This is a genomic window from Dermacoccus sp. CCH2-D9 (assembly GCF_001556795.1).
GTDB lineage: Bacteria > Actinomycetota > Actinomycetes > Actinomycetales > Dermatophilaceae > Dermacoccus > Dermacoccus nishinomiyaensis.
This window is the reverse complement of record NZ_LSJT01000146.1, coordinates 1-26410: the sequence shown is the minus strand read 5'-3', so window position 1 is coordinate 26410 and position 26410 is coordinate 1. Positions and strand designations below refer to the sequence as shown.

At 69.8% G+C, this 26410-nt stretch carries 21 protein-coding genes; 7 read left to right on the top strand and 14 right to left on the bottom strand.

The features are described from left to right. Positions 1 to 74: 74 nt before the first annotated feature. Positions 75 to 1763: a TIGR03767 family metallophosphoesterase gene (locus tag AX669_RS11730; protein WP_062258584.1), complete on the bottom strand. Its 1689-nt coding sequence runs from the start codon at positions 1761 to 1763 to the stop codon at positions 75 to 77. 99 nt (positions 1764 to 1862) lie between these two features. Then, positions 1863 to 2912 carry a hypothetical protein gene (locus tag AX669_RS11725; protein ID WP_062258582.1) on the bottom strand — a complete coding sequence of 350 codons (1050 nt, stop codon included), beginning with the start codon at positions 2910 to 2912 and terminating at the stop codon, positions 1863 to 1865. Positions 2913 to 3151: 239 nt separating this feature from the next. Here AX669_RS11725 and AX669_RS11720 point away from each other — a divergent pair, with 239 nt between their 5' ends. Then, positions 3152 to 4306: an acyl-CoA dehydrogenase family protein gene (locus AX669_RS11720; protein WP_006946057.1), complete on the top strand. Its 1155-nt coding sequence runs from the start codon at positions 3152 to 3154 to the stop codon at positions 4304 to 4306. 127 nt (positions 4307 to 4433) lie between these two features. Here the strand turns inward: AX669_RS11720 and AX669_RS11715 are convergent, their stop codons facing one another. Then, positions 4434 to 4967 (bottom strand): isochorismatase family protein, encoded by a 534-nt coding sequence (locus AX669_RS11715; protein WP_062258580.1) that lies wholly within the window; start codon positions 4965 to 4967, stop codon positions 4434 to 4436. A 258-nt stretch (positions 4968 to 5225) separates the two neighbouring features. Here AX669_RS11715 and AX669_RS11710 point away from each other — a divergent pair, with 258 nt between their 5' ends. The 4 genes from AX669_RS11710 (at position 5226) to AX669_RS11695 (ending at position 8903) form a co-directional block, all read left to right on the top strand. After that, positions 5226 to 6755, top strand: coding sequence for an AMP-binding protein (locus AX669_RS11710; RefSeq protein WP_062258577.1), 1530 nt, complete (start codon positions 5226 to 5228; stop codon positions 6753 to 6755). A 54-nt stretch (positions 6756 to 6809) separates the two neighbouring features. Then, positions 6810 to 7571 (top strand): SDR family oxidoreductase, encoded by a 762-nt coding sequence (locus AX669_RS11705; protein WP_006946150.1) that lies wholly within the window; start codon positions 6810 to 6812, stop codon positions 7569 to 7571. Between the two features lie 106 nt (positions 7572 to 7677). Further along, complete coding sequence (fabG, locus tag AX669_RS11700; RefSeq protein WP_006946283.1) at positions 7678 to 8430, top strand: 3-oxoacyl-ACP reductase FabG; 753 nt, start codon at positions 7678 to 7680, stop codon at positions 8428 to 8430. 20 nt (positions 8431 to 8450) lie between these two features. Next, positions 8451 to 8903, top strand: coding sequence for a MaoC family dehydratase (locus AX669_RS11695; RefSeq protein WP_038567023.1), 453 nt, complete (start codon positions 8451 to 8453; stop codon positions 8901 to 8903). Positions 8904 to 9428: 525 nt separating this feature from the next. Here AX669_RS11695 and pepN read toward each other — a convergent pair. The 11 genes from pepN to AX669_RS11635 form a co-directional block, all read right to left on the bottom strand. Continuing rightward, positions 9429 to 12212, bottom strand: a complete 2784-nt coding sequence (gene pepN, locus AX669_RS11685) for an aminopeptidase N (RefSeq protein WP_062258573.1) — start codon at positions 12210 to 12212, stop codon at positions 9429 to 9431. A 62-nt stretch (positions 12213 to 12274) separates the two neighbouring features. Then, entirely contained in the window at positions 12275 to 13792 is a 1518-nt protein-coding gene (locus AX669_RS11680; protein WP_062258571.1) for an NADH-quinone oxidoreductase subunit N, read from the bottom strand. Then, on the bottom strand, positions 13789 to 15387 hold the full coding sequence (locus AX669_RS11675) for a NuoM family protein (RefSeq protein WP_231729593.1): 1599 nt from the start codon (positions 15385 to 15387) through the stop codon (positions 13789 to 13791). Before AX669_RS11675 ends, AX669_RS11680 begins: the two co-directional genes overlap by 4 nt. Then, positions 15384 to 17360 (bottom strand): NADH-quinone oxidoreductase subunit L, encoded by a 1977-nt coding sequence (locus AX669_RS11670; protein WP_062258567.1) that lies wholly within the window; start codon positions 17358 to 17360, stop codon positions 15384 to 15386. The genes AX669_RS11675 and AX669_RS11670 overlap by 4 nt, the downstream gene beginning before the upstream one ends. Next, positions 17357 to 17803, bottom strand: coding sequence for an NADH-quinone oxidoreductase subunit NuoK (nuoK, locus tag AX669_RS13115; protein WP_082740947.1), 447 nt, complete (start codon positions 17801 to 17803; stop codon positions 17357 to 17359). The genes AX669_RS11670 and nuoK overlap by 4 nt, the downstream gene beginning before the upstream one ends. Next, positions 17800 to 18312 carry an NADH-quinone oxidoreductase subunit J gene (locus AX669_RS11660; RefSeq protein WP_038567014.1) on the bottom strand — a complete coding sequence of 171 codons (513 nt, stop codon included), beginning with the start codon at positions 18310 to 18312 and terminating at the stop codon, positions 17800 to 17802. The genes nuoK and AX669_RS11660 overlap by 4 nt, the downstream gene beginning before the upstream one ends. 94 nt (positions 18313 to 18406) lie before the next feature. Continuing rightward, complete coding sequence (locus AX669_RS11655) at positions 18407 to 19042, bottom strand: NADH-quinone oxidoreductase subunit I (protein ID WP_082740946.1); 636 nt, start codon at positions 19040 to 19042, stop codon at positions 18407 to 18409. Further along, the gene (locus AX669_RS11650) at positions 19039 to 19995 is read right to left on the bottom strand and encodes a complex I subunit 1 family protein (RefSeq protein WP_006946099.1); all 957 of its coding nucleotides are present in this window, start codon (positions 19993 to 19995) and stop codon (positions 19039 to 19041) included. Before AX669_RS11650 ends, AX669_RS11655 begins: the two co-directional genes overlap by 4 nt. Further along, complete coding sequence (locus AX669_RS11645) at positions 19992 to 20561, bottom strand: NADH-quinone oxidoreductase subunit C (protein ID WP_038567011.1); 570 nt, start codon at positions 20559 to 20561, stop codon at positions 19992 to 19994. The genes AX669_RS11650 and AX669_RS11645 overlap by 4 nt, the downstream gene beginning before the upstream one ends. Further along, positions 20558 to 21307, bottom strand: coding sequence for an NADH-quinone oxidoreductase subunit B (locus tag AX669_RS11640; RefSeq protein ID WP_062258566.1), 750 nt, complete (start codon positions 21305 to 21307; stop codon positions 20558 to 20560). Before AX669_RS11640 ends, AX669_RS11645 begins: the two co-directional genes overlap by 4 nt. Positions 21308 to 21319: 12 nt before the next feature. Continuing rightward, complete coding sequence (locus tag AX669_RS11635; protein WP_082740945.1) at positions 21320 to 21691, bottom strand: NADH-quinone oxidoreductase subunit A; 372 nt, start codon at positions 21689 to 21691, stop codon at positions 21320 to 21322. A gap of 282 nt (positions 21692 to 21973) precedes the next feature. On the opposite strand from AX669_RS11635, the gene recC reads away from it, so the two are divergent. After that, a complete protein-coding gene (recC, locus tag AX669_RS11630) occupies positions 21974 to 25411 on the top strand; it encodes an exodeoxyribonuclease V subunit gamma (protein WP_062258564.1) in 3438 nt (1145 codons plus the stop codon). Continuing rightward, on the top strand, positions 25408 to 26410 hold a 1003-nt coding region (locus AX669_RS11625), incomplete at its 3' end, for an exodeoxyribonuclease V subunit beta (protein WP_156445008.1). The genes recC and AX669_RS11625, both read left to right, overlap by 4 nt.

Sequence of the window (26410 nt, the reverse complement as noted above, 5' to 3'; positions counted from 1 at the left end):
ACTTCACCACCCGATGGACGAGGGCCCCGCACCGACTCGCTCGGCGCGGGGCCTCGTCGTCGGCATCCTCGACGTCAGCGCCAGGGGTGGCGCAGGATCAGTTCGGTGTTGCGGTCGGCGTCGGCGCCCATGAGGGCGGCGGAGCGGTTCGGATCGTTGTAGGACAGCTCGCGGTACAGCGACGCCAGATCCGCCTGGTCCTGCCCTGTCGTCGACGCTGCGTACGGCGCGGCCGACTCGACCAGCGTCGTGTACAGGCTGAGCGTGCCGTCGGCGTTGTCACAGAGCTCGATGATGCGCGCGTGCTGCGGGAAGTCGACGTGGCTCGCCGTGTTGATCTCCCAGAACGACCGTCGCGGATCGGCGTGACGATGCGCGGTGATGCGGTTCTCGTGCGTGTGCCCGTTGACCCACGCCACGACGTTGCGGAAGCGCATGAGCGTGTCGCGCACCTCGCGCCCGGCGTGCCGCAGTTCGGGCGTGGCCGGGTCGAGCAGCACGTTCGTCATCGTCGTGCTCGTGTGATGGCTGAAGATGACGAACATCTCGTCGGCGACGGCATGGCGTTGTGTGCGACCCCAGAAGTCGACGTACGTGCTGCTGCCCGCGGTGAGGACACGCTGCAACCACAGGAACTGCTCGTGCCCGAGGCTGCCCTCGGTGAATCCGGCGCGGTTCGTCGAATCGAGCGAGATGCCCGTGACACCGTCGGCGATGCGGAACGTGTAGTAGCCGCGCCCGGTCGCCACGTTCTCGTCCGTGAAGCCATGGCCGCCGCTCGGCAGGTGCGCGCGCATGTACTCCGTCGGGGTGAACGGCCTGCGGCGCTCATCGGGTGTGACGTGCCAGGTGTTCTTGGTGCTGCTGCTGACGCCCTTGATCGCCGTGCTGCCGGTCGCGAAGGTGCGTCGCAGTGCCGCATCGGACGTGCCCGAGGTGAAGCCGGTGAACTTCACGTCGCCGGTGTACATCGCGGCCAGTGCACCCCAGTCGGACGGCAGGACGCCGCTGACGGAGTCGTCGTGGTTGCCGAAGACCGAGAACCATCGCACGTTCAGCCCCGGGCTGCGGTGCGCTGCCGTGGCGCGGCGGAAGAAGCCGTCGAGGACCGGGAAGCCTGCGCTGACGTACCGGTCGCGGACGGAGGCATTCTCGACGTTGTAGTACTGCGGGTTGCCGCTCGTCTGCGCGCCCTCCCACCGGTCGCTCGCGCCCGTGTTCGGGGTGATGACGCCGCCGTTCATGACTGCGAGGTACCACTCGAGCTCGACGTGCTCGTGGTTGTCCGTGTTGTCACCCGTCGAGACGACGCAGTCGAACCGGCGCCCGGTGAACGGGCCCTTGGCGAGGTCGTTGACCCGCTCGACCAGCTGCGCCGCCCCCTGGGTGCCGAGAGCCTCCTGCGGGCGGCACGCGCTCGAGTTGACCGTGTTGAGGAACTCGAAGCGCACCGGGCTCTGCGCGTCGACGACGTGCAGGTCGGTGAACTGGACGATGCTCGCGAGGCCGGTGCGGGTGTCGTCGCGGGAAGGTCGCGGCTCGGCGAGGTCGGCGCGCACGACGAGGGGGTAGCCCGGCCCGGCCGTCAGACGCGTGTAGCCGCTCGTCGCCACCGGGGCCGCAGCCTGCTCGAGCGTCGTGCCGCGGGTGTAGACCGAACGATCCGCGGCCTGCGCGAGTTGGGCGTTGGTCGCGGCGAGCGCTGCGGTGACGAGGGAGCCGGAGGCGCCCTTGAGGAACGCGCGACGTGTGGGGCGAGGCATGACGACAACTCTCCGTCGGGGATGAGGAGGTGCCAGCGTGCCCCTGGCGCGGGGCATGGACGTGACGGGCGGCTGAATGCGACGTGAACTCGTAGCTCCTCAACCGACCTGATTCTCGGGCCCGACAACGAGGCATTCGAGGCGCGGATCATCGAGGAACCGCTGGGCCAACGACGCCTCGGCGGCGAGGTAGGTGCTCACGAGATCGGTGTCGTTCGCCAGGCACCACGCGCCGGATTCGGGGTAGACGATCGAGACCGTGTGCCAGTCGTCGACGAGGACGATCTCGTCGAAAGCGCCGGTGAACGGCACGATCTCTCGCTCCGGTTGGTCGATGCGACATTGTGTGGCGCCCTCGACGTCCAACCCGCCGATGCCGGCCCAGATCCCCTGGACGATGCGGGACGCATCGGCACGCCGCCTGAGATCGTCGCGCAACAGCTGATGGATGACACGGCGCTCGGGCTCCGGAATGACCCCCTCGACGAGCTCGACGCCGCGTTCGCTCTCGAAGTCGAGGTCGATCAAACCATCAGGACGACGATCGGGGCGCCAGCCCGGCTCGTCGAGTCGGGCGTCGGGCAGGGCACTCCATCGCAGGCGCGTGATGTCGTCGTCGCGCTTCTCGATCGGGTGCAGGATGCGGACATACGCGTCGAATCCGCGCCCGACGAGCCCGTCGACCGTCGAGAACCCGCCGAAGGACGGTTGCCAGGCCAGCACATCGACGGGGTGAAGGGCGAACCCGTCGCTCCAGTGATCCGCGCGAACTCGGACGCCTCGCTCTGCGACGAGGCACTGCGCCGGCGTGAGATCGGCGTCGGGATCGACGGAGAAACCGACGCTCACCGCGCCGGCACGCTGCCCAGCCGGGGCCAGTTCCATCGGCAGGGTTCCGGGCATCTCGTCGAGAAGGGCCTCGAGCTCTGCCTCGTCGACGTCGTCCTCCGTGACATCCGGCGTGGGCGGGAAGAGCGCGAACCGGGTCTTGACGGCGAGCGCCGTCACGAAGAGAAGTGGGAAGCGGGCCCGCTCGCCGCGCGGCCACCATCGCGGGGCTGACAGTTCGTACCACCCGAACTGCTTCGGGCCGCGCCACGATCGCCAGTCGATGAGGTAGTCAGCGCTTCGCATCTCGTCCCGGGTCATGGCATTGACGCTATGGGGCGCCTGCTCACCCCGTCCACACTTTTTCTGGTGCCCCCGCCTGACGGCCAGCTCCTACGGTGTTCCTCGAACCGTGGATGAGGTGCGCATCGCGACGGCGCCGAGACCATCGCAGCGGTTACGTAAAGGTAAGGATCGCAGCCCGGCGACAAGTACCTGTGACGGGGCGTACCATGCAAAGAGCGATCAAGCTACCCATGAGTTAAGAAAGGCGGCGTCCCATGCCCCGCAACATCTACGACGAAGACCACGAGGCGTTCCGCGCTTCCGCCCGCGAGTTCGTCGAGCGCACCCTCGCCCCGCGTGCCGAGGAGATGATCCGCGATCACGTCATCGCGCGTGACATCTGGCTCGAGGCCGGCAAGCAGGGCTTCTTCGGCCTGTGCATCCCGGAGGAGTACGGCGGCGCCGGCATCGACGACTACCGCTTCAACGCGATCTTCGCCGAAGAGATCAGCAAGTTCACCGCCGCCGTCGCGTCGTGCTTCGGCATCCACTCGGATGTCACCGCGCCGTACATCGTCAGCCTCGGCACCGAGGAGCAGAAGCAGAAGTACCTGCCGCGCGTCGCGACGGGTGAGCTGATCCTGTCGATCGGCATGACGGAGCCGTCGGGCGGTTCGGACCTCGCCAACCTCAAGTCGACGGCCGTCAAGGCTGACGACGGTTCGGGCGACTGGATCCTCAACGGCTCGAAGACGTTCATCACGAACGGCCACCAGTGCGACGTCGCCGTCGTCGCGGCACGCACGGACCCGAGCAAGGGCGCCAAGGGCATCTCGCTGTTCCTCGTCGAGGCCGGCACGGAGGGCTTCACGAAGGGCAACAAGCTCGACAAGGTCGGCCAGGTCGAGTCCGACACCTCCGAGCTGTTCTTCGACAACGTGCGCCTGCCCGCCGACGCGCTGCTCGGCCCGCAGGACCTCGGCTTCATCGCGATGATGAAGCACTTGCCGCAGGAGCGCATCGGCAACGCCATCGCGAACATCGCGAACGCGAAGCAGATCCTCGCCGAGACGATCCAGTACTGCAAGGACCGCAAGGCGTTCGGTCAGCCGATCGGCTCGTTCCAGCACAACACGTTCAAGATCGCCGAGATGGTGACGAAGATCGAGGTCTCCGAGGCGTACATCGACGACTGTGTCGCCGCGCACGCCGAGGGCAAGCTGACGGCCGTCGACGCCGCGAAGGCGAAGTGGTGGGCCGCCCAGGTGCAGTGCGACGTGCTCGACGAGTGCGTGCAGTTGCACGGTGGCTACGGCTACATGAACGAGTACCGCGTGGCACGTGCGTGGCGTGACGCTCGCGTGCACAAGATCTGGGCCGGTTCGAACGAGATCATGAAGATGATCATCGGGCGTGACCTGGGTTTGTGACGAGCGAATACCGAAGGTCGAGGGCCATGGCCCTCGGCCGTAGGTGAGCGTCCGGCGAAGGGTTGTGGAGGTTCGTGCTACCCAGAGCACGAACCTCCACAACCCTCGTGGGAGCGGCTGCCACCCGTCAGGCGAACGCGTCGGCGGCTGTCGTCGTCGAGCCCACCGCGTCAGGCTGCTTCGTCCAGGACGCTTGGGCGTTGAGGACGCGGATGGCTTCGTCCGGGCCGTAGGGCAGGCCATTTTCGCGCATGTCGGCGGTCGTGTGCGCGTCTTCGACGAGCGTCATGTCGTAGCCGCGGTGGATGCCGCCGTAGAACGTCGAGCGGATGCAGGCGTCGGTCTGGGCGCCGCAGAGGACGATGCGTTTGACGTCGCGCTCCTGCAGACGTTCGGCGAGGTCGGTCTCGACGAACGCATCACCCCACGTCTTGTGGACGACCAGTTCGCCAGGTGCCGGAACAAGCTGCGGGACGACCTGCCATGCGTCGCTGTCACGCGGCATCCCCGGGTCGGAGTGCTGCACCCAGATGACGGGCACACCCTGCTCACGCGCCCGATCGACGAGCGATGAGATCTTCGCGACGACGTCGTCGCTGTTGACGGATTCGGCCATGACATCGTTCTGCACATCGACGACGAGAAGTGCTGTTTCGCTCATGCAGTCAGCGTAGGTGGCCCCGGTGACAACGCTGCCCGGACGTCCCACTCGATGCAGAACGACGCCAGGCGGAGACGCGGCGGCCCGCGGACGTCCCACTTCATGTCAGGCGGCGCCATGTGGGGAAGTCATCAGGCCTGACGGGCAGTGCGCAGGACAATGCCATCCAGTTGTTGAGCAATGCTCAACAAGATGCCCCAGGAGCGTTGTCGGTGTGGTGTGATGTGATGCACAGCACAGTCAACGTCTGGAGTGCACATGTCCGAGCTGCCCGTCGTCTCCACCACGCTCTCCCTCGCCAGCGTGCTCGCCGAACCGGCGCGCCGCACCCCTGACGCTCTTGCCCTGATCGAGGGCGAGCGTCGACTCACGTACGCGGAGGTCTGGCGCGAGGCGCGCACGGTCGCCGCGCAACTCATCGCGGACGGCGTCACGCCCGGCGACCGCGTCGCGCTGCTGGCGCCCAACGTCGTCGAGTTCGTCACGAGCTACTACGGCATCCTCGCGGCGGGTGGCGTCGTCGTCCCCGTGCCGACGCTGCTGCAAGGGCGCGAGGCCGCCTACCTCCTCGAGACGGCCGAGGTGAGCCGCCTGCTCCACCACCCGGCTGTCGCGGCGACGGCGACGAAGGCGTCGGAGATCACCGGCGTCCCCGCGGTCGACATCACCACGTACGCGGCCAGCGCCGAACCCATCAGCAACTTCGTGGCACGCGAGCCGCTCGACCCCGCCGTCATCTTCTTCACGAGCGGCACGACGGGCAAGCCCAAGGGCGCGATCCTCACCCATCTCAACCTGGTGATGAACTGCACGGTCAGCGCGTTCGACGGCAACGGCGTCGCGGCGGGCGCCGTCGTCCTGGGGTGCCTGCCGTTGTTCCACATCTTCGGTCAGTCCGTCTCGCTCAACGCGGCGTTCCGGCGCGGCGTCACCGTCGTCCTGCAGCCCCGTTTCGACGCGACGGAGGCGCTGCGCCTCATGAACGCCGAGGGCGTGACGATGATCTGCGCCGTGCCGACGATGTACATCCAGCTGCTCAAGGCGGTCGGCGAGCACCCCGAGATCCCCGTCCCGCAGCTCGCTGACGCCATCAGCGGCGGCGCGTCGCTGCCCGTAGCCGTGCTCGAGAAGTTCGAGAGGGTGTTCTCGACGAAGATCCACGAAGGCTACGGCCTCAGCGAGACCTCGCCGTCGATCACGTCGAACCAGGAGGCGCTCGGCGTCGAACCGGGCACCGTCGGACACGCGCTGTGGGGCATCGACATGGGCATCGCCGACCTGACGGTGCCCGAACGCGTCGAGCTGCTGCCGCCGGGCGAACGCGGCGAGGTCGTCTGCCGCGGCCACGCCATCTTCGCCGGCTACTGGAACAACCCGGCCGCGAGCGCCGAAGCCCTGCAGGACGGATGGTTCCGCACCGGCGACATCGGCATCCAGGACGAGACGGGGCGGGTGCGCATCGTCGACCGAACGAAGGATCTCGTCATCCGCGGCGGGTACAACGTCTACCCGCGCGAGGTCGAGGAGACGCTGATGCGCTATGACGGCGTCGCGCAGGTCGCCGTGATCGGCGTGCCCGACGAGCAGTACGGCGAGGAGATCATGGCCGTCGTCGTGCCGTCCGACGACGCTGCGCTCGACGCTGAGACGCTCGTCGCCTGGAGCCGAGAGCAGCTCGGATCGCACAAGTACCCGCGCCGCGTCGACATCGTCGAGGCGCTGCCGCTCGGGCCGAGCATGAAGGTGCTCAAGCGCGAACTTCGCACGAGGTACGCCGAAGGGGCATAGTGTTGTTGAGCAACGCTCAATAGCGTTGCGTGCGTCTTTCGAGAGGAATGCTTCATGACTGCACAGGCCAGCCGCTTCACTGGCAAGGTCGCGATCGTCACCGGCGCGAGCCGCGGGATCGGCCTCGCCATCGCCCAGCGCTTCGTCGACGAGGGCGCGAACGTCATCATCACCGCGCGCGGCCAGGAGACGCTCGATGCGGCCGTCGCGCAGCTCGGCGACGCGGCCGTCGCCGTCGCCGGCAAAGCGCAGGACAAGGCGCACCAGGACGAGGTCGTGCGCACCGCGATGGAGCGCTGGGGCCGCATCGACGTGCTCGTCAACAACACGGGCATCAACCCCGTCTACGGCGGCCTCATGGACCTCGACGACGACGCGGCGCGCAAGATCGCCGACGTCAACCTGCTCGCGACGCTGTCGTGGACGCGCGCCGTCTGGAACGCGTGGATGAAGGACAACGGCGGCTCGGTCGTCAACCTCGCGAGCATCGCCGGGCTGCGCGCCGCACCCGGCATCGCGTTCTACGGCGTGACGAAGGCCGGCGTCATCCACATGACGGAGGAGCTCGCCGCCGAACTCGGCCCGAAGGTGCGCGTCAACGCCGTCGCCCCCGCCGTCGTCAAGACCGACTTCGCGAAGGCCCTGTACGAGGGACGCGAGGAATCCGTCGCCAAGCCCTACCCGCTCAAGCGCCTCGGCGCGCCGGAGGACATCGCGGGGCCCGTCGCGTTCCTCGCCTCCGACGACGCCGCGTGGATGACGGGCCAGACGCTCGTCGTCGACGGCGGCATCACCGTCACCGGCGGGCTCGTCTGAGACCTGCTGCCGGCTACTGCTGGCCGTCGCTGTTTGCGTGCACGTGCACGCGAGTAGATGAGCCACGAAACCTGAACGACCCCCCGCTCCACGAAAGGACTTCCCCATGACCCAGCGAACCGCCATCGTCACCGGAGCCGCGCGCGGCATCGGCGCCGCCGTCGCCAAGCGCCTCGCTGCGGACGGCATGAAGGTCGCCGTCCTCGACCTCGACGAATCCGCTTGCGCGGCAACGGTCGAGGCCATCAAGACCGCCGGCGGCGACGCCCTGGCCGTCGGCTGCGATGTCGCCGATGAGGAGAGCGTCAAGGGCGCCGTCGCCCGCGTTGCCGACGAGCTCGGCGCGCCGACCGTCCTCGTCAACAACGCCGGCATCCTGCGCGACAACCTGCTGTTCAAGATGTCGGCCGACGACTGGGACATGGTGATGAACGTGCACCTGCGCGGCTCGTTCCTCATGTCGCGCGAGTGCCAGGCGCACATGACGAAGGAGGGTTTCGGCCGCATCGTCAACCTGTCGTCGAGCTCCGCGCTCGGCAACCGCGGCCAGGCGAACTACTCGGCCGCGAAGGCGGGGCTGCAGGGCTTCACGAAGACGCTCGCCATCGAGCTCGGCAAGTTCGGCGTGACGGCGAATGCCATCGCCCCGGGCTTCATCGAGACGGACATGACGGCGGCGACGGCCGAGCGCGTCGGCGTGCCGTTCGAGGACTTCATCAAGGGCGCCGCCGAGATGACGGCCGTCAAGAAGGCCGGCCAGCCCGACGACATCGCCAACGCGGCGTCGTTCTTCTGCGACGAGCGCTCCGGGTACGTCTCCGGGCAGGTGCTGTACGTCGCCGGCGGACCGCTCTGCTGAACCGGGACGAGGAGAACACCATGCGAACGTTCAACGGACTCGACGAACTCAAGACGGCTGTCGGCGAGCATCTCGGCACGAGCGAGTGGCACGAGATCACGCAGAAGATGGTCGACCAGTTCGCGGACGCCACCGGCGACCACCAGTGGATCCACGTCGACCCCGAACGCGCCAAGAGCGGCCCGTTCGGCACGACCATCGCGCACGGCTACCTGACGTTGTCGCTCGCGCCGATGCTGTCGTCGGAGATCTGGACGATCGAAGGCATCACGATGGCCGTCAACTACGGCTCGAACAAGGTGCGCTTCACGCAGCCCGTGCCCGTGGGGTCGCGGGTGCGCGGCAGCATCGTGCTCGACAGCGTCGACGAGAGCCCCAAGGGCGCCCAGGTCGCCATGACGCTGACCGTCGAGATCGAGGGTCAAGAGCGACCCGCGTGCGTCGCGCAGACGCTGAGCGTCATCGTGCCCTGACGATCGGCGCCGCTGCGCTCGTGTTCGAGCGCGCACGATGGCGGGTGACTCACGAGGTGGAGGGCAGTTTCGAACCAACCAGTGAGTTACCCGCCATCATGCGTCAGGCCTGCGATTCGTCGGTCCCGGGGTCGATGAACGCGGCCCCTATTCTGCGGGACTCCTCGTCCCCCAACCACTCGAGCGCATGAATCGGGGCGGGGCGACCGCCCTGCCTGACCCCTGTCCACTCTCGTCGAGCCCACTGTTCGGTCTCGGCCTCGATTGCCGCGCCGTCACTCAGCCAGATGTCTGTGCACACTCCGTCCGGCAGGTCGAGCCACAGAATCGCGTTCTCGTAGGGTGCCGACCAGCATCGCCACCACAGATGACCACTCTCGAGCGTGGCGAGGCGAACCGATTCGACGTACAGAACTCCTGAGCGACCATCGGGCAACGTGGCACGCGCCGCGCGATCGCGAAACGGGTCGAGACACGGATCGGGCACGAACCCCGTCTCGAGATCGGGCTTTGGTGACAGCCCGGTCAGCCCTCGACGAACGCGGCGCGCGAGGCGAGGACCTCACGCACGAGGGCCTGCTGATCGACGACGGCACGGCGCACCGATGCGGGCAGGTCGCGCTCGAGCATGCGGCGGGCTTCGACGTCGAGTTCCTCGCTCGCGAGGGCCGTCGGGAACGCAAGCGACGCGACGCGGGCGAGCGCGTCCTCGCCCACCCACGCGCGCATCGCGGGAACGTCGCTGACGTAGCGCTCGATGTACGGCGCAAGGGTGGCCTCGTCGTCGGCCGACCAAAAACCCGTGGCGAGCGCGTTCATCTCGTAGTTGCTGTGCGCCGGCGTGTCATCGGTGGGAGCGGCCGTCAGCTCCTCCCACGCCCATTCCTTCGCCTCCGCGGTCGGGAACGACGCCCGTGCCGTGAGATAGCCGAGCTGACCCGACATCGTCTCGTCAGCCGCGAGGGCGTCGCCGAGCTCGGCGATCGTCACCGCGTCGAGCTGTGCGAGGCGACGCGCCACGCGCCACCGGAACGGTGCGTCACCGTCGAGCCCCGCCGGCAGGCCCTCCCCCGCGAACCACGGACGCAGACGCTCGGCGTCGCCCGTCGAGGCGACGAGACGCGCCCCCGCGAGGAGGCGGGGATCGTCGACGGCATCGACCCGTGCGCCCGAGGACGCACCGGCCGAAGTCGATGACGGTGCGCCGGCAGGGCTCAGCGAAGATGCGCCGGCAGCGCTCGACGACGGGCTGGCAGTGCTCGTCGAGGACGCCGCTGACATGGCGCTCGTCGAAGAATCCGATGCCGCAGCCATGAGCTGCTCCCCCACCGCGGCGAGACGTGCCGCAGCGTCCGAACGCTCGGACCACGGCATGAAGCGTCCGACGACCTGCCCCAGGGCCACGCCGACGGCGACGTCGAGCACGGGCATCTGCGTCTCGGCCGGCAGCGCGCCCTCGGCGATGGCGAGCACCTGCTGCGGGGAGACGACAGCCGTCGCGAGGCCGTGGGCGAGTGCCGTCCAGATCATGCCGCGCGTGGTTGCGTCGGCGATGCCGGACAGTGCTGTCGGCAGCGCAGCGAGGGTCGCGGCGTCGAACTCGACGCCTGCCCACGTCAGGTCACCGGCGTTCGGGATGATGGCGGCGACCTGCTCACCGCGCGCCATCGTTCCGCTCACCTCGGGCAGGTCGACGAGGCCCGCAGCGCCCGTCAGGTCGTCGACGGCGACGAGGGCGCCGTCGGCTGAATGGGCGCTCAAGCGGAGGGTGTGCGTGCGCTCGGCAGGCCACTGCGTGTTGGCCTCGATGACGAGGTGGGGCGCGCTCGTCGTGTCAGCCGCGGCGGAGGCATCGTGATCCGAGGGAGCGGACGCAGCCGGGTCGCGGGCGTCGTCGAGCGAGCGGGTGGTACGTGCTGCGTCATCGGTACCCTCGGTCACCACACCGCGGGCCGCGCCGACGAACCCGTCGACGCGGAGGGTGTCCATGCCGGCCGTCTCGAGCCACGCGGCGGCCCATCGCGTCAGGTCGGTGCCGGAGGCCTCTTCGAGGGAGGCGAGGAAGTCGGCGAGCGTCGCGTTGGCGAACGCGTGCCGCTGCAGGTGAAGGCGCACGCCCGCGATGAACGCGTCGTCACCGATGTGGTGGATGAGCTGACGCAGCACCGCCGAACCCTTGGCGTAGGAGATGCCGTCGAAGTTCTGCAGCGCCGTGTCGGTGTCGGGCGCGGGCGCGCCCGCGACGGGGTGCGTCGACGGCGACCGCTCCGCCGCGTAACCCCATGCCTTGCGGCCGGCGGCGACGTCGACCCACGCGTCGTCGAACTCGGTGGCCGCGACGAGCGTGCGGTTGGCCATGTACTCGGCGAACGACTCGTTGAGCCACAGGTCGTCCCACCACTGCATCGTCACGAGGTCGCCGAACCACATGTGCGCCATCTCGTGGCTGATCGTGTTGGCGCGCGACAGGTGCTCGGTGCGGCTCGCGGCGCCGGTGAAGACGAGCTGGTCGCGGAACGTCACGCACCCCGGGTTCTCCATCGCGCCCGCGTTGAACTCAGGAACGAACACCTGGTGGTACTCGCCGAACGGGTATCGGATGCCGAACAGCTGGTGGTAGTAGTCGAACGACTCGCGCGTCACGGTGAGCATCTCGTCGGCCTGCGCCTCGAGCCGGTCGCGCAACGAGGCGCGCGCGTGCAGCGCGAGGGGAATGCCGTCGTGCTCAGCCGTGACGGTGGCGAAGGGGCCGGCGCAGACGGTGACGAAATACGTCGCGAGCGGTTTCGTCGTCGCAGCGCGCCAGAGCTGCGGCTCGACCTCGCGCATGGCGCCGTTGGCGACGACCGTCCACCCCTGCGGGGCGCGCACGGTGACGTCGTACGGCGCCTTGAGGTCGGGCTGGTCGAAGCAGGCGTAGACGCGCGATGCCGCGTCCATGAACAGGTGGCCGTAGACGTAGTCGTTGCTGTCGGCGGGGTCGGTGGCCCGGTGCAGGCCCTGCCCGTCGCGCCCGTACGTCATGCGCGCGGTGACGACGAGTTCGTTGCGCTCGGCGAGATCGTCGAGGCGCAGGCGACGACCGTCGAGGGCCGTGGTGACGTCGAGGTCACGCCCGTTGAGCGACGCTGACAGCAGCTCGTCGGGGTCGAGGTCGACGAACGTCGACGCTCCGGCCTGCGCGTCGAACGTCAGCGTCGTCGTCGAACCGAACGTGCGGGGCCCCGCGTCGAGATCGAGGTCGATGCGGTAGGCCGTCGGATGCACGATCGCGGCTCGTGCTTGCGCTTCGTCACGCGTCAGAGTCATGCTGCCATCCTGCCAGCCCAGGGTGTGCCGCAGGTGGAACGCGGTTACCGACGGCGCGGGCCTCAGAAGAAGCGCAGCAGCAACGACGGCAGGATGCTCGTCGCGACGAGCACGAGCGCCATCAGCGCGATGACGACGCGGTGGCCGCGCGTCGTGACGACCAACGGCGAGGCCGCCGCGCCTGCGGACGTACCCACGACGGTCGCGCCCGCCCCCTCGACGGAGTCAGCGGCCGGCGCATCGGATGCGTCGCCCGTCGCGTCACCGATCGGCACGAACATCGCGACGATCCAGCGCAGGTACACCGCCACGCCGAGCAGCGTGTTGAGCACCGCGAACCCGAGCAGCCACCACGAGTGGTCGACGGCGACGGGTTTCATCGCGACGACCTTCGCGACGACACCGACGATGCTCGGCGGCAACCCGGCGAGCGCGAGCAGGCCGAGCGCCATCGTCGCCGCACTCAGCGGATGCGAGCGGAACATGCCGCGCAGCGCGTCGATCTGCACTGCCCGGCCGGGCCGCTCGAACGCGGCGAGGACGACGAACACCGCGGCCGTGCCCAGCGTGTAGAGCGCAAGATACTGTGCGGCTGCATGCGTCGAACCGGCCGAGACGCTCGTGAGCGGCAGCAGCACCCAACCGGCCTGCGCAACCGTCGACCACGCCATGAGACGCAGCAGATCGACCTGACGCAGCGCCATGACGTTGCCGAGCGTCATCGACAACGCCGCGATGATGCCGAGGGCCGCCTGCGCCGGCGAACCGAGCGCGGACGCCGCCGACACGACGACGAGCATCGCGCCGAGCGCGCCCACCTTGGACGTCGTCGCGAGGAACGCCGCGACCCACGTGCCGGACCCCGCGAACGCCTCCGGCGTCCACGCGTGGAACGGCGCGAGCGACAGCTTGAAACCCACACCGGCGAGCACGAGCATCATCGCGACGACGGCGAGCGGCTTGCGGGCCGGGTCGGCGAACGCCGTGATGACGGCGTCACCGCTCATCGCGATGGTGCCCGTCGCAGCAAACCACAACGCACACCCGAGCGCGAGCACGGCGAACGACGCGAGCGCCGTGACGAGCAACGTCAACGCACCGTGCGCGGCCGCCCGGCCACCACGCAACGCGACGAGGGCGATGCTCGGCAGCGTCGCGAGTTCGAGGAGCACGAGCCACGATGCGAGGTCTCGCGCGGCGACGACGCCGACGCATCCGGCCGTCGCGGACAGCACGAGCATGGCGCGCACCGCGGCGCGTTGAGGGGACGTCGGACGCACCGGCTCGAGCGCCGCGAGCACGACGACGACGAGCGCCGAGACGAGCGCCAACCCCGCGAGGCCCGTCCCCGGCGCGTCGAGACGCCACCAGCATTCCCCGCCCGAGCACAGCGTCGCCAAGTGCCCTCGGCGCCCCGCGACGACGAGGGCACCCAACGCACCGATCAGACCGAGAGCCGCGATGATCCACGGCAACCGCGCCTTGGCGTGGAAGACCACGTCGACGAGCAGCACGAGAAGCGCCGCGACCATCGGCACGGCAGCCGGAGCGAGGGCGAGAGCGTCGACGGAGATCTTCACTTGACGCCTCCCAGCAGCGTGACGAGCTCGTCGTTCATGAGATGCATGAGGGGGCTCGGGACGAGACCGAGGGCGATCGTCGCGAGCGTCAGCACGCCGATCGCGAGCCACTCCGCGCCCGTGACGCGCTGCATGGCCGCGGCGCCGTCGGCCGGCGACGCGACGGCTGCCACGCCATTCGAGGCGTCGGCGACGGCCGTCGCGTCAGACGCAGCGTTCGCAGTCGCTCGACGGGCGTCATCGACAGCCGCGCGACGAGTGTCGTCGTCGAGGTCGCCGGACCAGACGGCGCGCAATACGCGTGCGCCGTAGACGGCGGCGAGCACGGCGCCGAGGGCGGCGAGGGCCGTCAGCACGTGGAACAGGGTGTTGGGTCGTGACGGCGCATCCCACGCCGCGAAGAGTGCGAGGATTTCGCCCCAGAAACCGGCGAGCCCCGGCAGCCCGAACGCAGCGGCGACCCCGACGACCAGGGCGAACCCGAGTCGCGGATGGGTGTCACGCAATCCGAGCGCGGGTGCGTCGACGTCGACCGGCCCACGGCGCGCCTTCAGCGCACCGACGATCGCGAACAGCAGCGCCGAGATGACACCGTGCGCGATGTTGCCGTAGAGCGCGGCGCCGAAACCGATGACCTGCCCGGCCGCGAGCGCCAGCATGACGAAACCCATGTGGGCGATCGACGACCACGCGACGAGGCGTTTGAGGTCGTGTTCGACGAGACAGACGAGGCCACCGACGATGATGCCGGCGACCGCCAGGATCGCGACGATCGGCGCGATGCGGCGCCATGCGTCCGGCATCGGCAGCGCGACGAGACGGACGAAACCGTACGTGCCCAGCTTGAGCAGCACGGCGGCGAGCATCATCGAACCGGCAGTCGGTGCCGCCGTGTGAGCGCGCGGCAGCCACGCGTGCACGCCGAGCAGCGGCACCTTGACGGCGAGGCCGACGCTGATGAGCGTCGCGGCGATGAGCGTCGTCGTGAATGGCAGGTGGTGTGCGGCCGCCGTGAGGTGGTCGAGGTCGCTCGTGCCGGTCGCGGCGACGAGCACGAGCAGCCCCGCGAGCATGAGCATGGAGCCACCGACGGTGTAGAGCGCGAACATCCACCCGGCGCGACGACGCTCGGCGGGCGCAGCGTCACCGAAGCGGTCGATGAGCACCCACATCGGCACGAGGGCGACCTCGAAGGCGATGAAGAAGCCGATGACGTCGCGCACCGTGAACGCGGCGACGGCCGCGCCGAGCACGACGAGCAGGCTGCCGTAGAACAGCCCCGGCGTGCCCTTCGGACGCTGACGGGACGACACGGCGACGGCGAGCAGCGTCACCGCTGCGGCGAGCACGACGAGGGGCGCGCTGATGCCGTCGATCGTCAGGTGCAGGCGCAGCCCGATCTGCGGCGCCCACGGCCGGTCGACGACGGCGTCCCCCATCGCCGCGGCGAGGCCGGCGCCGAGCGACGCAGCCGCGGTCAGGAGGGCGATGCACCAGGCGGCGGTGTGCGACAGCGGACGTCCGAGACGGTCGGCCGCCATGAGAGCGGCGCCGAGACCGAGCGGCAGGGCGCTGGCGAGGAGCAGGGCGATCACCACAACGTCACCCCCACGACCGAGGCGACGACGACGCCGACGACGACCCACGACAGGCCCGTCGAGGGGCGGCGCGTGTGCGGTGCGTCGGCGAGGTCGCCGAGGCGCGCCATGCCGGCGGGCAGCGTGTCGTGCGCTGCGGCGAGACGAAGATCGGTGCCGTGGACGACATGGGCGAACCACACGATCGGCCGCGTCAGCGCGAGGTAGGCACGATCGAGGCCGAACCCGCGCGTGGCGAGCAGCGTCATGCGTCGCGGCAGGCGCCGGGAGGCGTCACCGTAGAGCTGACGCAGCGACATGATGCGCACGACGAGCACCGACGCGAGCACGAGCAGCACGGTGGCCCCCATCATCGGCAGGTTGAGATGCCGGGTGTCGATGTCGATGAGCGGCGTCAGCGCGAGGGCTCCACCGAAGATGCCGCCGAGGGCGAGCACCCACATCATGAACCGCACCATGACGCCGGGGCGCGGCAGCACCTCGTCCTCGTCGTACTCCTCGACGGCGGCGATCTCCTCGCCGTGCTCGTCGACCTCGGGCGAGGTGCGCAGCAGTTCGACGATGTCGACGTCGCGCACGACGTGCGAGTCGTTGAGGACCTGACGTTCACCGCGGCGCTCCAGCGTCGTGCGGTGCTGCAGGATGAGCCAGGCACGCATCGAATACGCGGCAGTCGCGGCGACGATGAGGAACAGCATGATGAACCCGATGAGCCCTTCGACGTGTCCGTCCGCCTGCGAGCGCGCTGCGTCGTTGATCATCGCATCCTTCGAGACGAACGCGATCGTCGGCGGCAGCCCCGCCATGGTGAACAACCCCAGGGTCGCCGGAACGAACGTGCGCGGCAGGCGACGCAGCGACCCCGACATGCGACTCGCGAGCGTGCTGCCGATGACGACGGACAGCCAGCCGAGCAGCAAGAACAGCATCGACTTGAAGAAGGCGTGGCCGACGAGGTGGAGCAGCGCGGCGTCGGCCGAGTCACCCGGCGGGACGGCGCCGACGGCCAGCAGCATGAGCCCGACCTGGCTGACGGTCGACCACGCGAGCAACCGCTTGAGGTCGAACTGGCAGAACGCGGCCAGCGCCGCGAGCAGCGACGTGACACCGGTGACGAGGACGAGCGTCAGGCGGGCTGTCGGTTCGAGCGCGAGCAGCGGCTCGAACTGGGCGAGCACGACGGTGCCGGCGGCGACCATCGTCGCGGCGTGGATGAGCGCGGAGGCGGGCGTCGGGCCCTCCATCGCATCAGGCAGCCAGTCGCTGAACGGCAGCTGCGCCGACTTGCCGAGCACGCCGCAGACGAGGCCGAGCAGGACGGCGAGTCGCAGAGGGCCGTCGATGTGCGTCCACGTGCTGAGGATGTCGCTGATACGCGTCGTGTGCGCGACCATCGCGAGCGCCGCGAGGCCGACGATGAACGGCGCGTCTGCGAGGCGGGTGACGACGAAGGCCTTGAACGCTGCGCGGCGGGCCGCAGCGCGCTCGCTCTCGTGACCGATGAGCAGGTACGAGCACCAGCCCATGACCTCCCAGCCCATCAGCGTGAGCAGCACGTCGTTCGACAGCACGACGAGCACCATCGCTCCAGTGAACAGCGCGACGCTCGAGGCGAACACGCGATAGCGCGGATCGGAGTACAGGTACCAGCGCGCGAAGAGCTGCACCGTCAGTGACACGAGAAGCACGACGGCGACGATGAGCGCGCTCGTCGCGTCGTCGCGCAACTGCAGCGGCACCCGCAGCGTGGGCCCGAGCGGCAGCGCGTCGAGCGTCGTGACGTCCTGCGCCACCCCCGACCCGAGATGACGCAGGACCAGCCAGACGGACGCGCCGAGCGCCGCGGCCGTCGTCACGGAGGCGAGGACGAAGGCGACGACGTTGCGGCGTCCGAGGACGAACGCCAATAGCGTGCCGATGAGCGGCAGCGCGAGAGCCGCCTGCGCGAGGTGAGACGTCACGCTCGTCACGAGGTCACCTCCGGCGAGGATGCTGAGGATGCCGGCGACGTGGTCGACGTCGCGGCCGGCGAAGCTGTGGTGGCCGTCACGCCCGCCTCGCGAGCGCCGCTGTTCTCGCCCGTGACCTCACGCGTGTCGGCGCGTACCTCGTCGGCGTCGAGTCCTTCGCCGAGGTCGATGTGACCGCGCGCGCGAAATGCATACAGGATGATGCCGAGCGCGAGGGTCACCTCGGCGGCGGCGAGGGTGATGACGAACAGGGACATGATCTGGGCGGAGCCGCCCGGATCGGGCAGGATCGCGCTCGTCGTGACGAGCACGAGGTTTGCGGCCGCGAGCACGAGTTCGACACCGATGAGCATGAGGACGGCGTTGCGGCGCGCGAGGATGGCGTAGACACCGGCGCCGGCGAGGATCGAGGCGAGGCCGAACGGCAGCACGAGGTGGATCATCGACCGCCTCCCGAGCGTCGCGAACCGATCATCGCGAGGGCCCCGACGAGGGCGGCGAGCAGGACGAGCGAGACGACCTCGAACGGCCACGCGAACCGGCCGAACAGGTTCTGCGCGAGGTCGGTCGTCGTGCCCGAGTCGATGCGCGCGCGGCGTGTGCCGAACGCCGAGACGAACGCAGAGAACAACAGACCGCCCGTCGCCGCGGCGATGACGAGGGCGGCCATCCGCGTCATGATGGGCGCGTCGTGGTCGCCGCTGCGCCCGATCGGCGCGCGCGTCAGCATGACGGCGAACAGGACGAGGACGACGACCGCGCCGACGTAGACGAGCAACTGCACGAGCGCGACGAGTTCGGCGCCGAGGACGAGGTAGCAGCCCGACAGCGTCGCGAGGCACACCGTCAGCCACAGTGCCGCGTGGACGATCTGCCGCGTCGTCACCGCACAGATCGCGGACGCGGCGCTGATGAGGCCGAGGCAGGCGAACAGGGCGTCATGGACGGTCATGGTCGCTCCCCCCTGGTCCTGGCTGTCCGGCTGCTGATGGGCGTGTCGACTTCGGTGTGGCGGGCGGTGGCCCGCGTCGTCGTGGTGCTCGCGTTCACTGCGTCGGCCGACGTCGTTGCACGCGTGCGGGTTTGCTCGCCGCAGCCACCTCGGCGGCCCCGGGTGCGCCGTCGTCGAGATCGGGAGGCGCGGGGACGGTGCGCATCCACGCGCCGAGCTCGTCCTTCTCCTGCAGCAGGTCGCGGATGTCGTTCGTCGCGTACTCGAACTCGGGGCTCCAGAACAGCGCGTCGAACGGGCAGACCTCGATGCAGATGCCGCAGTACATGCACAAGGAGAAGTCGATCGCGAACCGGTCGACGACGTTGCGCTGACGATCGCGCCCACCGGGCGCCTCGCTCGGCACCGTCTCCTTGTGCGAGTCGATGTAGAGGCACCAGTCGGGGCACTCGCGTGCGCACAGCATGCAGGCGGTGCAGTTCTCCTCGAGCAGCGCGATGACGCCGCGGCTGCGCGGCGGCAGGTCGGGCTTGACGTCCGGGTACTGCTGCACGGACGTCTTCTTCGTCATCGTGCGCGCAGTCGTGCGCATCCCGGTGAGCAGGCCGCGGATCGGACCCGCCTCACGCCCGGAGGAGGGCAGCGGGTGGACGTGGCGACCGAGATCGCGCGGGGCGTCGGGAGTCGCGTCGCCCGAGGCGGACGCGTCGTTCTCGTGAGGCTGAGTCATGCGGTGTAGATCACTCCTGCCGCGGTGAGAGCGAGTTGGACGAGTGCGAGCGGGACGAGCACGAACCAGGCGAAACGCTGCAGCTGGTCCTCACGCAGCCGCGGCCAGCTCATGCGCATCCACAAGATGACGAAGGCGACGACGGCCGTCTTGAGCAGCATCCACACGAACCCGAGCGCGCCCTCGAACGGGCCGTTCCACCCGCCGAGGTAGAGCGCGGCGAACAGTGCCGACATCACGACGATGCCTGCGTACTCGCTCAGCAGGAACAGCGCGAAACGCAGGCCGGTGTACTCCGTCATCACGCCCATGACGACCTCTGAGTCGGCGACGGGCATGTCGAACGGCGGGCGTTGCAGCTCGGCCGTCATCGCGACGAGCAGGACGAACGCGCCCGGCAGCTGCCACAGCAACCAGATCGGGTGCCACTCGTGGACGATGCCGGAGATGCTGAGCGAACCCGCAGCCATCGCGAACGACGCGCACGCGAGGATGAGCGGCACCTCGTAGCTGACGAGCTGCGCGGCCGACCGGAACGCGCCGAGCGTCGCGTACTTGTTGCCCGAACCGAACCCTGCCATGAGCGTCGCGACCGTGCCGATGCCGGAGACGGCGAGCACGTAGACGAGCGACGCGGGCAGGTCACCGGCGACGAGGCTCGGCGTGAACGGGACGGCCGCGAGCGCCAGCAGATAGCTGAACATCGACACCGCCGGCGCGAGCTTGAACACGCCCCGGTCAGCGGCGCGCGGCGTCACGTCCTCCTTCTGCGCAAACTTGACGCCGTCGGCGACGAGCTGCGCCCACCCGTGAAAACCGCCGGCCTCCATCGGGCCGAGGCGCCCCTGCATGTGCGCCATCACCTTGTGTTCGACCTGGCCGAGCACGAGCGGCAGCACCATGAAACAGGCGAGCACGGCCACGCTGCGCAACGTGACGTCGAGAACGCTCATCGCGGCCCCCACGTGTCGTCGGGGACGCCCGGCGCCATGACCTTGCGGCGCTTGGCCGCTCCCGCGCGAGGGCTCTCACCCTTGGACTCGCCGGGGTCCTTGATGCCCGGCCACTCCTTGCTCGCGCGCGCCGTGAGGACGAACGACTTTCGCAGCGGCGTGCCGATGAACGTCTCGGGCAGCAGCAGCTTGCGCAGACCGGCGCCCGTGCCGTCGTCGAACCCGTCGAAGACGATGCCGAACATCTCGAACGTCTCACGTTCGTGCCATGCCGCGCCGCGCCACAGGCCGGTGAGGCTCGGGGCGTGCGCCGGGTCGTCACCCGAGGCGAGCGGCACCCGTGCGCGCGTCATGACACTCGCGCGCACGCCGGGGACGTCGCCGTCACCGATCTCATAGAGGTGGCTGACGAGGTCGAAACCGGCCGGCTTGTCGGGCAGATCGCGATCGGTCTCGTCGACGGCGGTGACGAAGTCGAAGAACGTGTAGCCGTCGGCGCGGTGCGCTTCATGCGTGGCGATCCACTCGTCGAGCGCGACGTCGACGCGGCGCGGTTCGCGGCTCATGCGTCATCACCGGTCGTGGGGGTGTCGGGTGTCGGGGCGTCGGCCTTGGTGGCGCCCGTCGCCTTCGTCGAGGGGACGTCGTGCCCCGGCTTCGTCACGAGCGGACGCTGGACGGACGCGGCGCTGCGGCGCTTGGTGGAGAACGGGTTGAGGCGCGACATGATGCTCTCGCCGGTCAGCTTCTCCTGCGCGATCTGGTTCTGCAGCGTGACGATGCCCTGCAGCAGCGCTTCGGGGCGCGGCGGGCAACCGGGCACGTAGACGTCGACGGGCACGAGCTGGTCGACGCCTTTCGTCACGGAGTAAGAATCCCAGTACGGCCCACCGGAGTTCGAACACGCGCCGAAGCTGATGACGTACTTCGGCTCGGGCATCTGGTCGTAGAGGCGACGGACGGCGGGCGCCATCTTGTCGGTGACGGTGCCGGAGACGACCATGAGGTCGGCCTGACGTGGGCCCGGCGCGAAGGGGATGACGCCGAGGCGGATGAAGTCGTGGCGCGACATCGAGCCGGCGATGAATTCGATCGCGCAGCAGGCGAGGCCGAAGTTGAACACCCACAGTGAGTAGCGGCGCCCCCAGTTGAGGACGAGCCGCATCGGCTTCGGTGCATGCTCCTGCGCCATGCCGACGTGGGGACGCACCGTCGGCATCGGCAGGTCGACGGCGCGCTCTGCGGTGGCTTCGATCGGCCCTGCCGTGGGGAAGGTCGCGTCGGCGGCGGGCGTGCGGGAATCGTCGGTCATCGTCGGATCACCTCACAGCCAGGCCAGCAGGCCCCGGCGCGCGGCATGCGCGAGGCCGACGAGCAGGACGAGGATGAAGATGCCCATCTCAAGCAGTGAAGCGACGCCGAGACCGCTCGTGCGCAGGACGAGCGCCCACGGGAACAGGTAGACGGCGTCGACGGCGAACACCACGTAGAGAAACGCGAACGCGACGTACCGGAAACCGGACTGCTGCCAGTTGCCGGCGATGGGGTCGACGCCCGACTCGTACGTCGTCAGCTTCGTCGGGCTGGGCACGCGCGGTGCGAGGACACGACGGACCACCATGGCAGCGACGAAGAGCGCGACGCCCCCGAGGGTGACGCCGAGCACGACGAGGTAGCCCAGCAGACCGGAATTCACCGGCCCAGCCTATCGGGGCGCACCACCTGCGCCCGCGAGGCTGGCGCGTGTGTCTCGCCTGCGGGCGTTCTGCGGTGACGCCGGGCATCATGCGGCTGCCCTCTCACAGATGGAGTGGGGAGCCTGTCTGCCCCTGTCACCGACGGGAGTTCGTCGAGGCTGAAGGCCCGCACCCGCAGCCGTGGCGTTCATAGGCTCCTGCCGGCAGGTGCGATGTCGCCGATGGGACGCAAGAACCCCGGAATCCCGCGGTTGTCGGAGGCAGCGTCTACTGTCTGTGACGTGGCACTCATCCTGCATCGGGAAGCTTCCCCGACCGCTCTCGCCGAGCAGCTCGGCTCGCTCCTCGCGAGCGATCCGCTCGACGTGTTCGACCGTGAACTCGTCATCGCGCCCTCCCCCGGCGTCGAGCGCTGGCTGAGCCAACGTCTCGCGCACGAGCTCGGCGCGAACATCGGCGACGACGGGGTGTGCGCCGGGCTGAGCGTCCACACGCCGTACTCGTTCATGTCGTTCGCCCTCGAGCGCGAGTTCGACGACCCGTGGCACCCCGACCGGCTCGCCTGGCTCGTCCTCGAAGCCGTCGACGCGGCCGTGCAGCGCCCCGGGTTCGAGACGCTCGCCCACCACCTCGGGGCCGATGCGCTGCCCGGCGGCGCGTCGAAGAACGACGCGTGGTTCCACCGTGCCCGCCAGTCTCGTCGGTACGCGGTCGCGCGGCGCCTCGCGGGGCTGTTCGCGCGCTACAGCGACGAGCGTCCCGCGCTCGTTCGTGCCTGGGAGAGCGGTGCCGGCGGCGACGTCGCGCCCGACCTCGCGTGGCAGCCCCGGTTGTGGCGTGACGTGCTCGACGTGGCGCGCGCGCACGGCATCGACGAGTCGCCCGTCGCGCGGCTCGACCGCGTGTGCACCAGCCTGCGCGACGGCACGCTGACGCTGTCCCTGCCGCGGCGCGTCAACTTCTTCGGCTACACGCGGGTGTCGACGGCGACACTCGACCTGTTCGAAGCGATCGCCGCACGTCACGAGACGCACCTGTGGCTGCCGCACCCGAGCGACGCCCTCTGGCAGCGGTTGCGCCAGCTCGATTCCGGCGGCCTCCGGCGCCGCGACGACGACAGCGCGCGCGCCGCGGAGCACCCGTTGCTCGCCACGCTCGGGCGTGACGTCCGCGAACTCGAACTGACGCTGCTGCGACGCGACGTCGAGGACGCGAGCGCACCGGCGGCCGCCCCGTTTGGGCAGGGGCCTGCCGGTGAGGGATCCTCGCGCGGGGCTGCTGCCGGCACGCGCCTCGAGCAGCTGCAGGCCGACATCCGCGCCAACCGCGCCCCGAGCGCCGTCTCGACCATCGACGACACGACCTCCTTCCAGGTTCACGCCTGTCACGGCCCGGCCCGTCAGGTCGACGCACTGCGCGAGACGCTGCTGTGGCTGCTCGACGAGTCCAAGGGCAGTCTGCAGCCGCGCGACATCGTCGTCATGTGCCCCGACGTCGAGACGTACGCGCCGCTCATCAAGGCGGCGTTCGCCTCCGTCGACGACGACGGCGCGCACCATCCCGGTCGGCGTCTGCGCGTGCAGCTCGCCGACCGCGGCCTCGCCGCCACCAACCCCCTCGCCGAGGTGGCCCTGAGACTGCTCGGCCTCGCCGGCGGGCGCGCCACCGCATCCGAGGTGCTCGACTTCGCGCACCTGCCCGCCGTGCGCCAGAAGTTCGGTTTCGACACGGATGCCCTCGACCGCATCAGCCGGTGGGTGCGCACGAGCGGTGCACGTTGGGGTTACGACGCCGAGCACCGCCGCGAGTACGGCCTCCTCGAGATGCCGGCCAACACGTGGACGCTGGCTCTCGACCGGCTCGCACTCGGCGTCGCGATGAGCGCCGACACAGAAGCTCCGGCGGGCGCCCTGCTGCCGATCGACGATCTGGGCACCTCCGACATCGAGACGGCGAGCGCCTTCGTCACCCTCATGACGGAGGTGACGGCGGCCGCCAAGGCCGTGCGCGGCACGAGCTCAGCGGGCGTCGACCTTACCCGGGGCAGTTTCACGCCGCAGGAATGGTTCGACTGGTTGCGGCGTCACGTGGGCGCCGTCGCTGCTCCGTCACGCGACGAGGCGTGGCAGCTCGGAGCGTTCGAGCGCGAGTTGGCGTTCCTCGCCGAGGGCAGCACCCGCACCGGTCTGCGCCTCACCGACATGCGCGTCATGCTCGAGCAGCGCTGGGGCCCGCGCCCGTCGCGCAGCAACTTCCGCAACGGCGCCGTCAGCGTGTGCACGCTGACGCCGATGCGTTCGGTGCCGCACCAGGCCGTCATCCTGCTCGGCCTCGACGACGAGAGCTTCCCCCGCTCCTTCGTCGTCGACGGTGACGACGCGCTCGCTCGCGACCCTCATCTCGGCGAGCGCGACCCGCGCAGTGAGGACAGGCAACTGCTCCTCGATGCCGTCATGGCGTCGCGCAAGCACCTCATCGCGTTCTACTCGGGCTTCGACGAGCGTGACGGCACTCGCCGCCCGCCCGCCGTCCCGCTGCAGGAGCTCATCGCCGCGGCCGCCGCGACCGGCGCGCCGACCCCCGAGGATGCCGAGCGTCACCCCTTCGAGTTCGTCCACCCGCTGCAACCGTTCGACGAACGCAACTTCACGTTCAGTTCACCCCTGCCGGGTGGCTCGTACGACGCGGCCGCGCTCGCCGGCGCGCGTTCGTTGCGGCAGGCGCGTGAGAGCGGACGCGACGTCGCCGACGAGACCTCGCTGCCGCCGCTGCTCACCGGCCTGCTGCCGGCCCGCGAACCCCGTGACGTCACCCTCGACGAGCTCGTGAGGTTCATCGAGAACCCGGCCCGCACGTTCCTGTCCGACCGGCTGCAGACGGGCGTCACGTACGAGGCCGACGAGACCGAGGATGCGCTACCGATCGACCTCGACCCGCTCGAACAGTGGGCCGTCGGCGATCGCCTCCTGCGTCGCACCCTCAGCGGGGTGCCGCTGGAGCAGGCGAGCGCCGAGGAGAGCCACAGTGGCGCGTTGCCACCGAGCCCGCTGCCGTCGAAGATCGGCGACATCACGCGCAAGGTCGGCGCCATCCTTCAGGGCCTGCCGCCGGGTGAGCGACGCAGTATCGACGTGTCGATCCCCCTCACGCTCAACGGGCCGAGCGGGCCGGCCTCCGTCCGGCTGACGGGTGTCGTCCCGCACGTCATCGGCGACGAGATCCAGATCGTCAACTACAGCTCCGTCAGTGCTCGGCACCTCGCGCGGGCCTGGGTGAGCGTCCTCGCGGTCGCCGCCTCGCGTCCTGGGCAGGAGTGGAGCGCCGCCGTGCGCGGCAAGTACGGCGAGTGCCGCCTCACCGCACCCGATGACCCGCTCGGCGCGCTCACCGACCTCGCGGCCCTGCGCCTCGACGGTCTGCGCGCGCCCCTGCCGGTGCCGGCGAAGACGTCGCTCGCGTTCATCGAGGGCTACCGCACCGGGCGACGCTCGCGCAACGCCACCGAAGAACTCGCCCTCAACGTCGGGGCGAGCAAGGCCCGCCCGGTCTGGGAAGGCACCTTCGATCGCGAGGGAGAACGCGACGACCCCTGGTGGCAGCGCGTTTACGCGCCACAGGTGCCCTCACTCGACCGGCTCAATGCGGGCAACGTGTTCATCGACCGGAGCAAACGGCTGTGGATGCCGCTGCTCGACCAGAAGGGACCGATCGGGCGATGACCGAGACCCCAGCACCCGTCGCGACGAACCCGCTCGGGGCACCCGCGCCGCCGCCGTCCGCGCAGTTCGACGTCACGGCGCCCATCCCGCACGGCACGACCCTCATCGAGGCGAGCGCCGGAACGGGCAAGACCTGGACGCTGAGCGCCCTCGTGACCCGTCTCGTGGCCGAGGAGGGGCTACCGCTCGAGGAACTGCTCGTCGTGACGTTCTCCCGCGCCGCCAGCCAAGAACTGCGCGAACGCGTGCGCGAACAGCTCGAACGCGTGCTCACGCGGCTGCGGCAGGCGCCCCGCGACGACGACGGCGTCCTCGTCGCAGCCCTGCGCAGCGACGACCCAGGCATGCTCGCCGAGCGCTGCGACCGCCTCGCCCGGGCGCTCGCGTCGTTCGACTCGGCGCTCATCGCGACGATCCACCAGTTCTGCCACGACGTGCTCAAGGGCCTCGGCGTCGCCGGCGATTCCGACTCGTTCGCGACGCTCGTCGAGGACACGACCGGCCTGCGCGACGAGGTCATCGACGACCTTTACGTCGCCCGCCGCGCGCAGGATCCGTCGTTCGACCTCTCGCACGAGCGGGCACGATTCATCGGCCACTGCGTATTGACGAACACCGGCGCCGCCCTCGACGCGCCCGCCGACGACAGCCAACGCGCCGTCATCGACTTCGCTGAGGCGCTGCGCAACGAGTACGCGCGCCGCAAGCGCCGCGCCGGCATCCTCGAGTACGACGACCTGCTCGTCGACCTGCGCACCGCACTGCGTGCAACCCCGTCGATCGCCCGCGAACGGATGCGGGCGCGGTGGAGTGTCGTGCTCGTCGACGAGTTCCAGGACACCGACCCCGTGCAATGGGAGGTCTTCCAGACGGCGTTCTCGGAGGCGGGCCGCTCCCTCATCCTCGTCGGCGACCCCAAGCAGGCGATCTACGGTTTCCGCGGCGGCGACGTCCACACCTACCTGCGGGCGTCGCAGACCGCCGAGCACCGTTCGACGC

Bases quoted from the DNA above. Each gene is read 5' to 3' on its own strand.
- AX669_RS11730 (WP_062258584.1), bottom strand. From the start codon at position 1,763: ATGCCTCGCCCCACACGTCGCGCGTTCCTCAAGGGCGCCTCCGGCTCC.
- AX669_RS11725 (WP_062258582.1), bottom strand. From the start codon at position 2,912: ATGACCCGGGACGAGATGCGAAGCGCTGACTACCTCATCGACTGGCGA.
- AX669_RS11720 (WP_006946057.1), top strand. From the start codon at position 3,152: ATGCCCCGCAACATCTACGACGAAGACCACGAGGCGTTCCGCGCTTCC.
- AX669_RS11715 (WP_062258580.1), bottom strand. From the start codon at position 4,967: ATGAGCGAAACAGCACTTCTCGTCGTCGATGTGCAGAACGATGTCATG.
- AX669_RS11710 (WP_062258577.1), top strand. From the start codon at position 5,226: ATGTCCGAGCTGCCCGTCGTCTCCACCACGCTCTCCCTCGCCAGCGTG.
- AX669_RS11705 (WP_006946150.1), top strand. From the start codon at position 6,810: ATGACTGCACAGGCCAGCCGCTTCACTGGCAAGGTCGCGATCGTCACC.
- fabG (WP_006946283.1), top strand. From the start codon at position 7,678: ATGACCCAGCGAACCGCCATCGTCACCGGAGCCGCGCGCGGCATCGGC.
- AX669_RS11695 (WP_038567023.1), top strand. From the start codon at position 8,451: ATGCGAACGTTCAACGGACTCGACGAACTCAAGACGGCTGTCGGCGAG.
- pepN (WP_062258573.1), bottom strand. From the start codon at position 12,212: ATGACTCTGACGCGTGACGAAGCGCAAGCACGAGCCGCGATCGTGCAT.
- nuoK (WP_082740947.1), bottom strand. From the start codon at position 17,803: ATGATCCACCTCGTGCTGCCGTTCGGCCTCGCCTCGATCCTCGCCGGC.
- AX669_RS11660 (WP_038567014.1), bottom strand. From the start codon at position 18,312: ATGACCGTCCATGACGCCCTGTTCGCCTGCCTCGGCCTCATCAGCGCC.
- AX669_RS11655 (WP_082740946.1), bottom strand. From the start codon at position 19,042: ATGACTCAGCCTCACGAGAACGACGCGTCCGCCTCGGGCGACGCGACT.
- AX669_RS11650 (WP_006946099.1), bottom strand. From the start codon at position 19,995: ATGAGCGTTCTCGACGTCACGTTGCGCAGCGTGGCCGTGCTCGCCTGT.
- AX669_RS11645 (WP_038567011.1), bottom strand. From the start codon at position 20,561: ATGAGCCGCGAACCGCGCCGCGTCGACGTCGCGCTCGACGAGTGGATC.
- AX669_RS11640 (WP_062258566.1), bottom strand. From the start codon at position 21,307: ATGACCGACGATTCCCGCACGCCCGCCGCCGACGCGACCTTCCCCACG.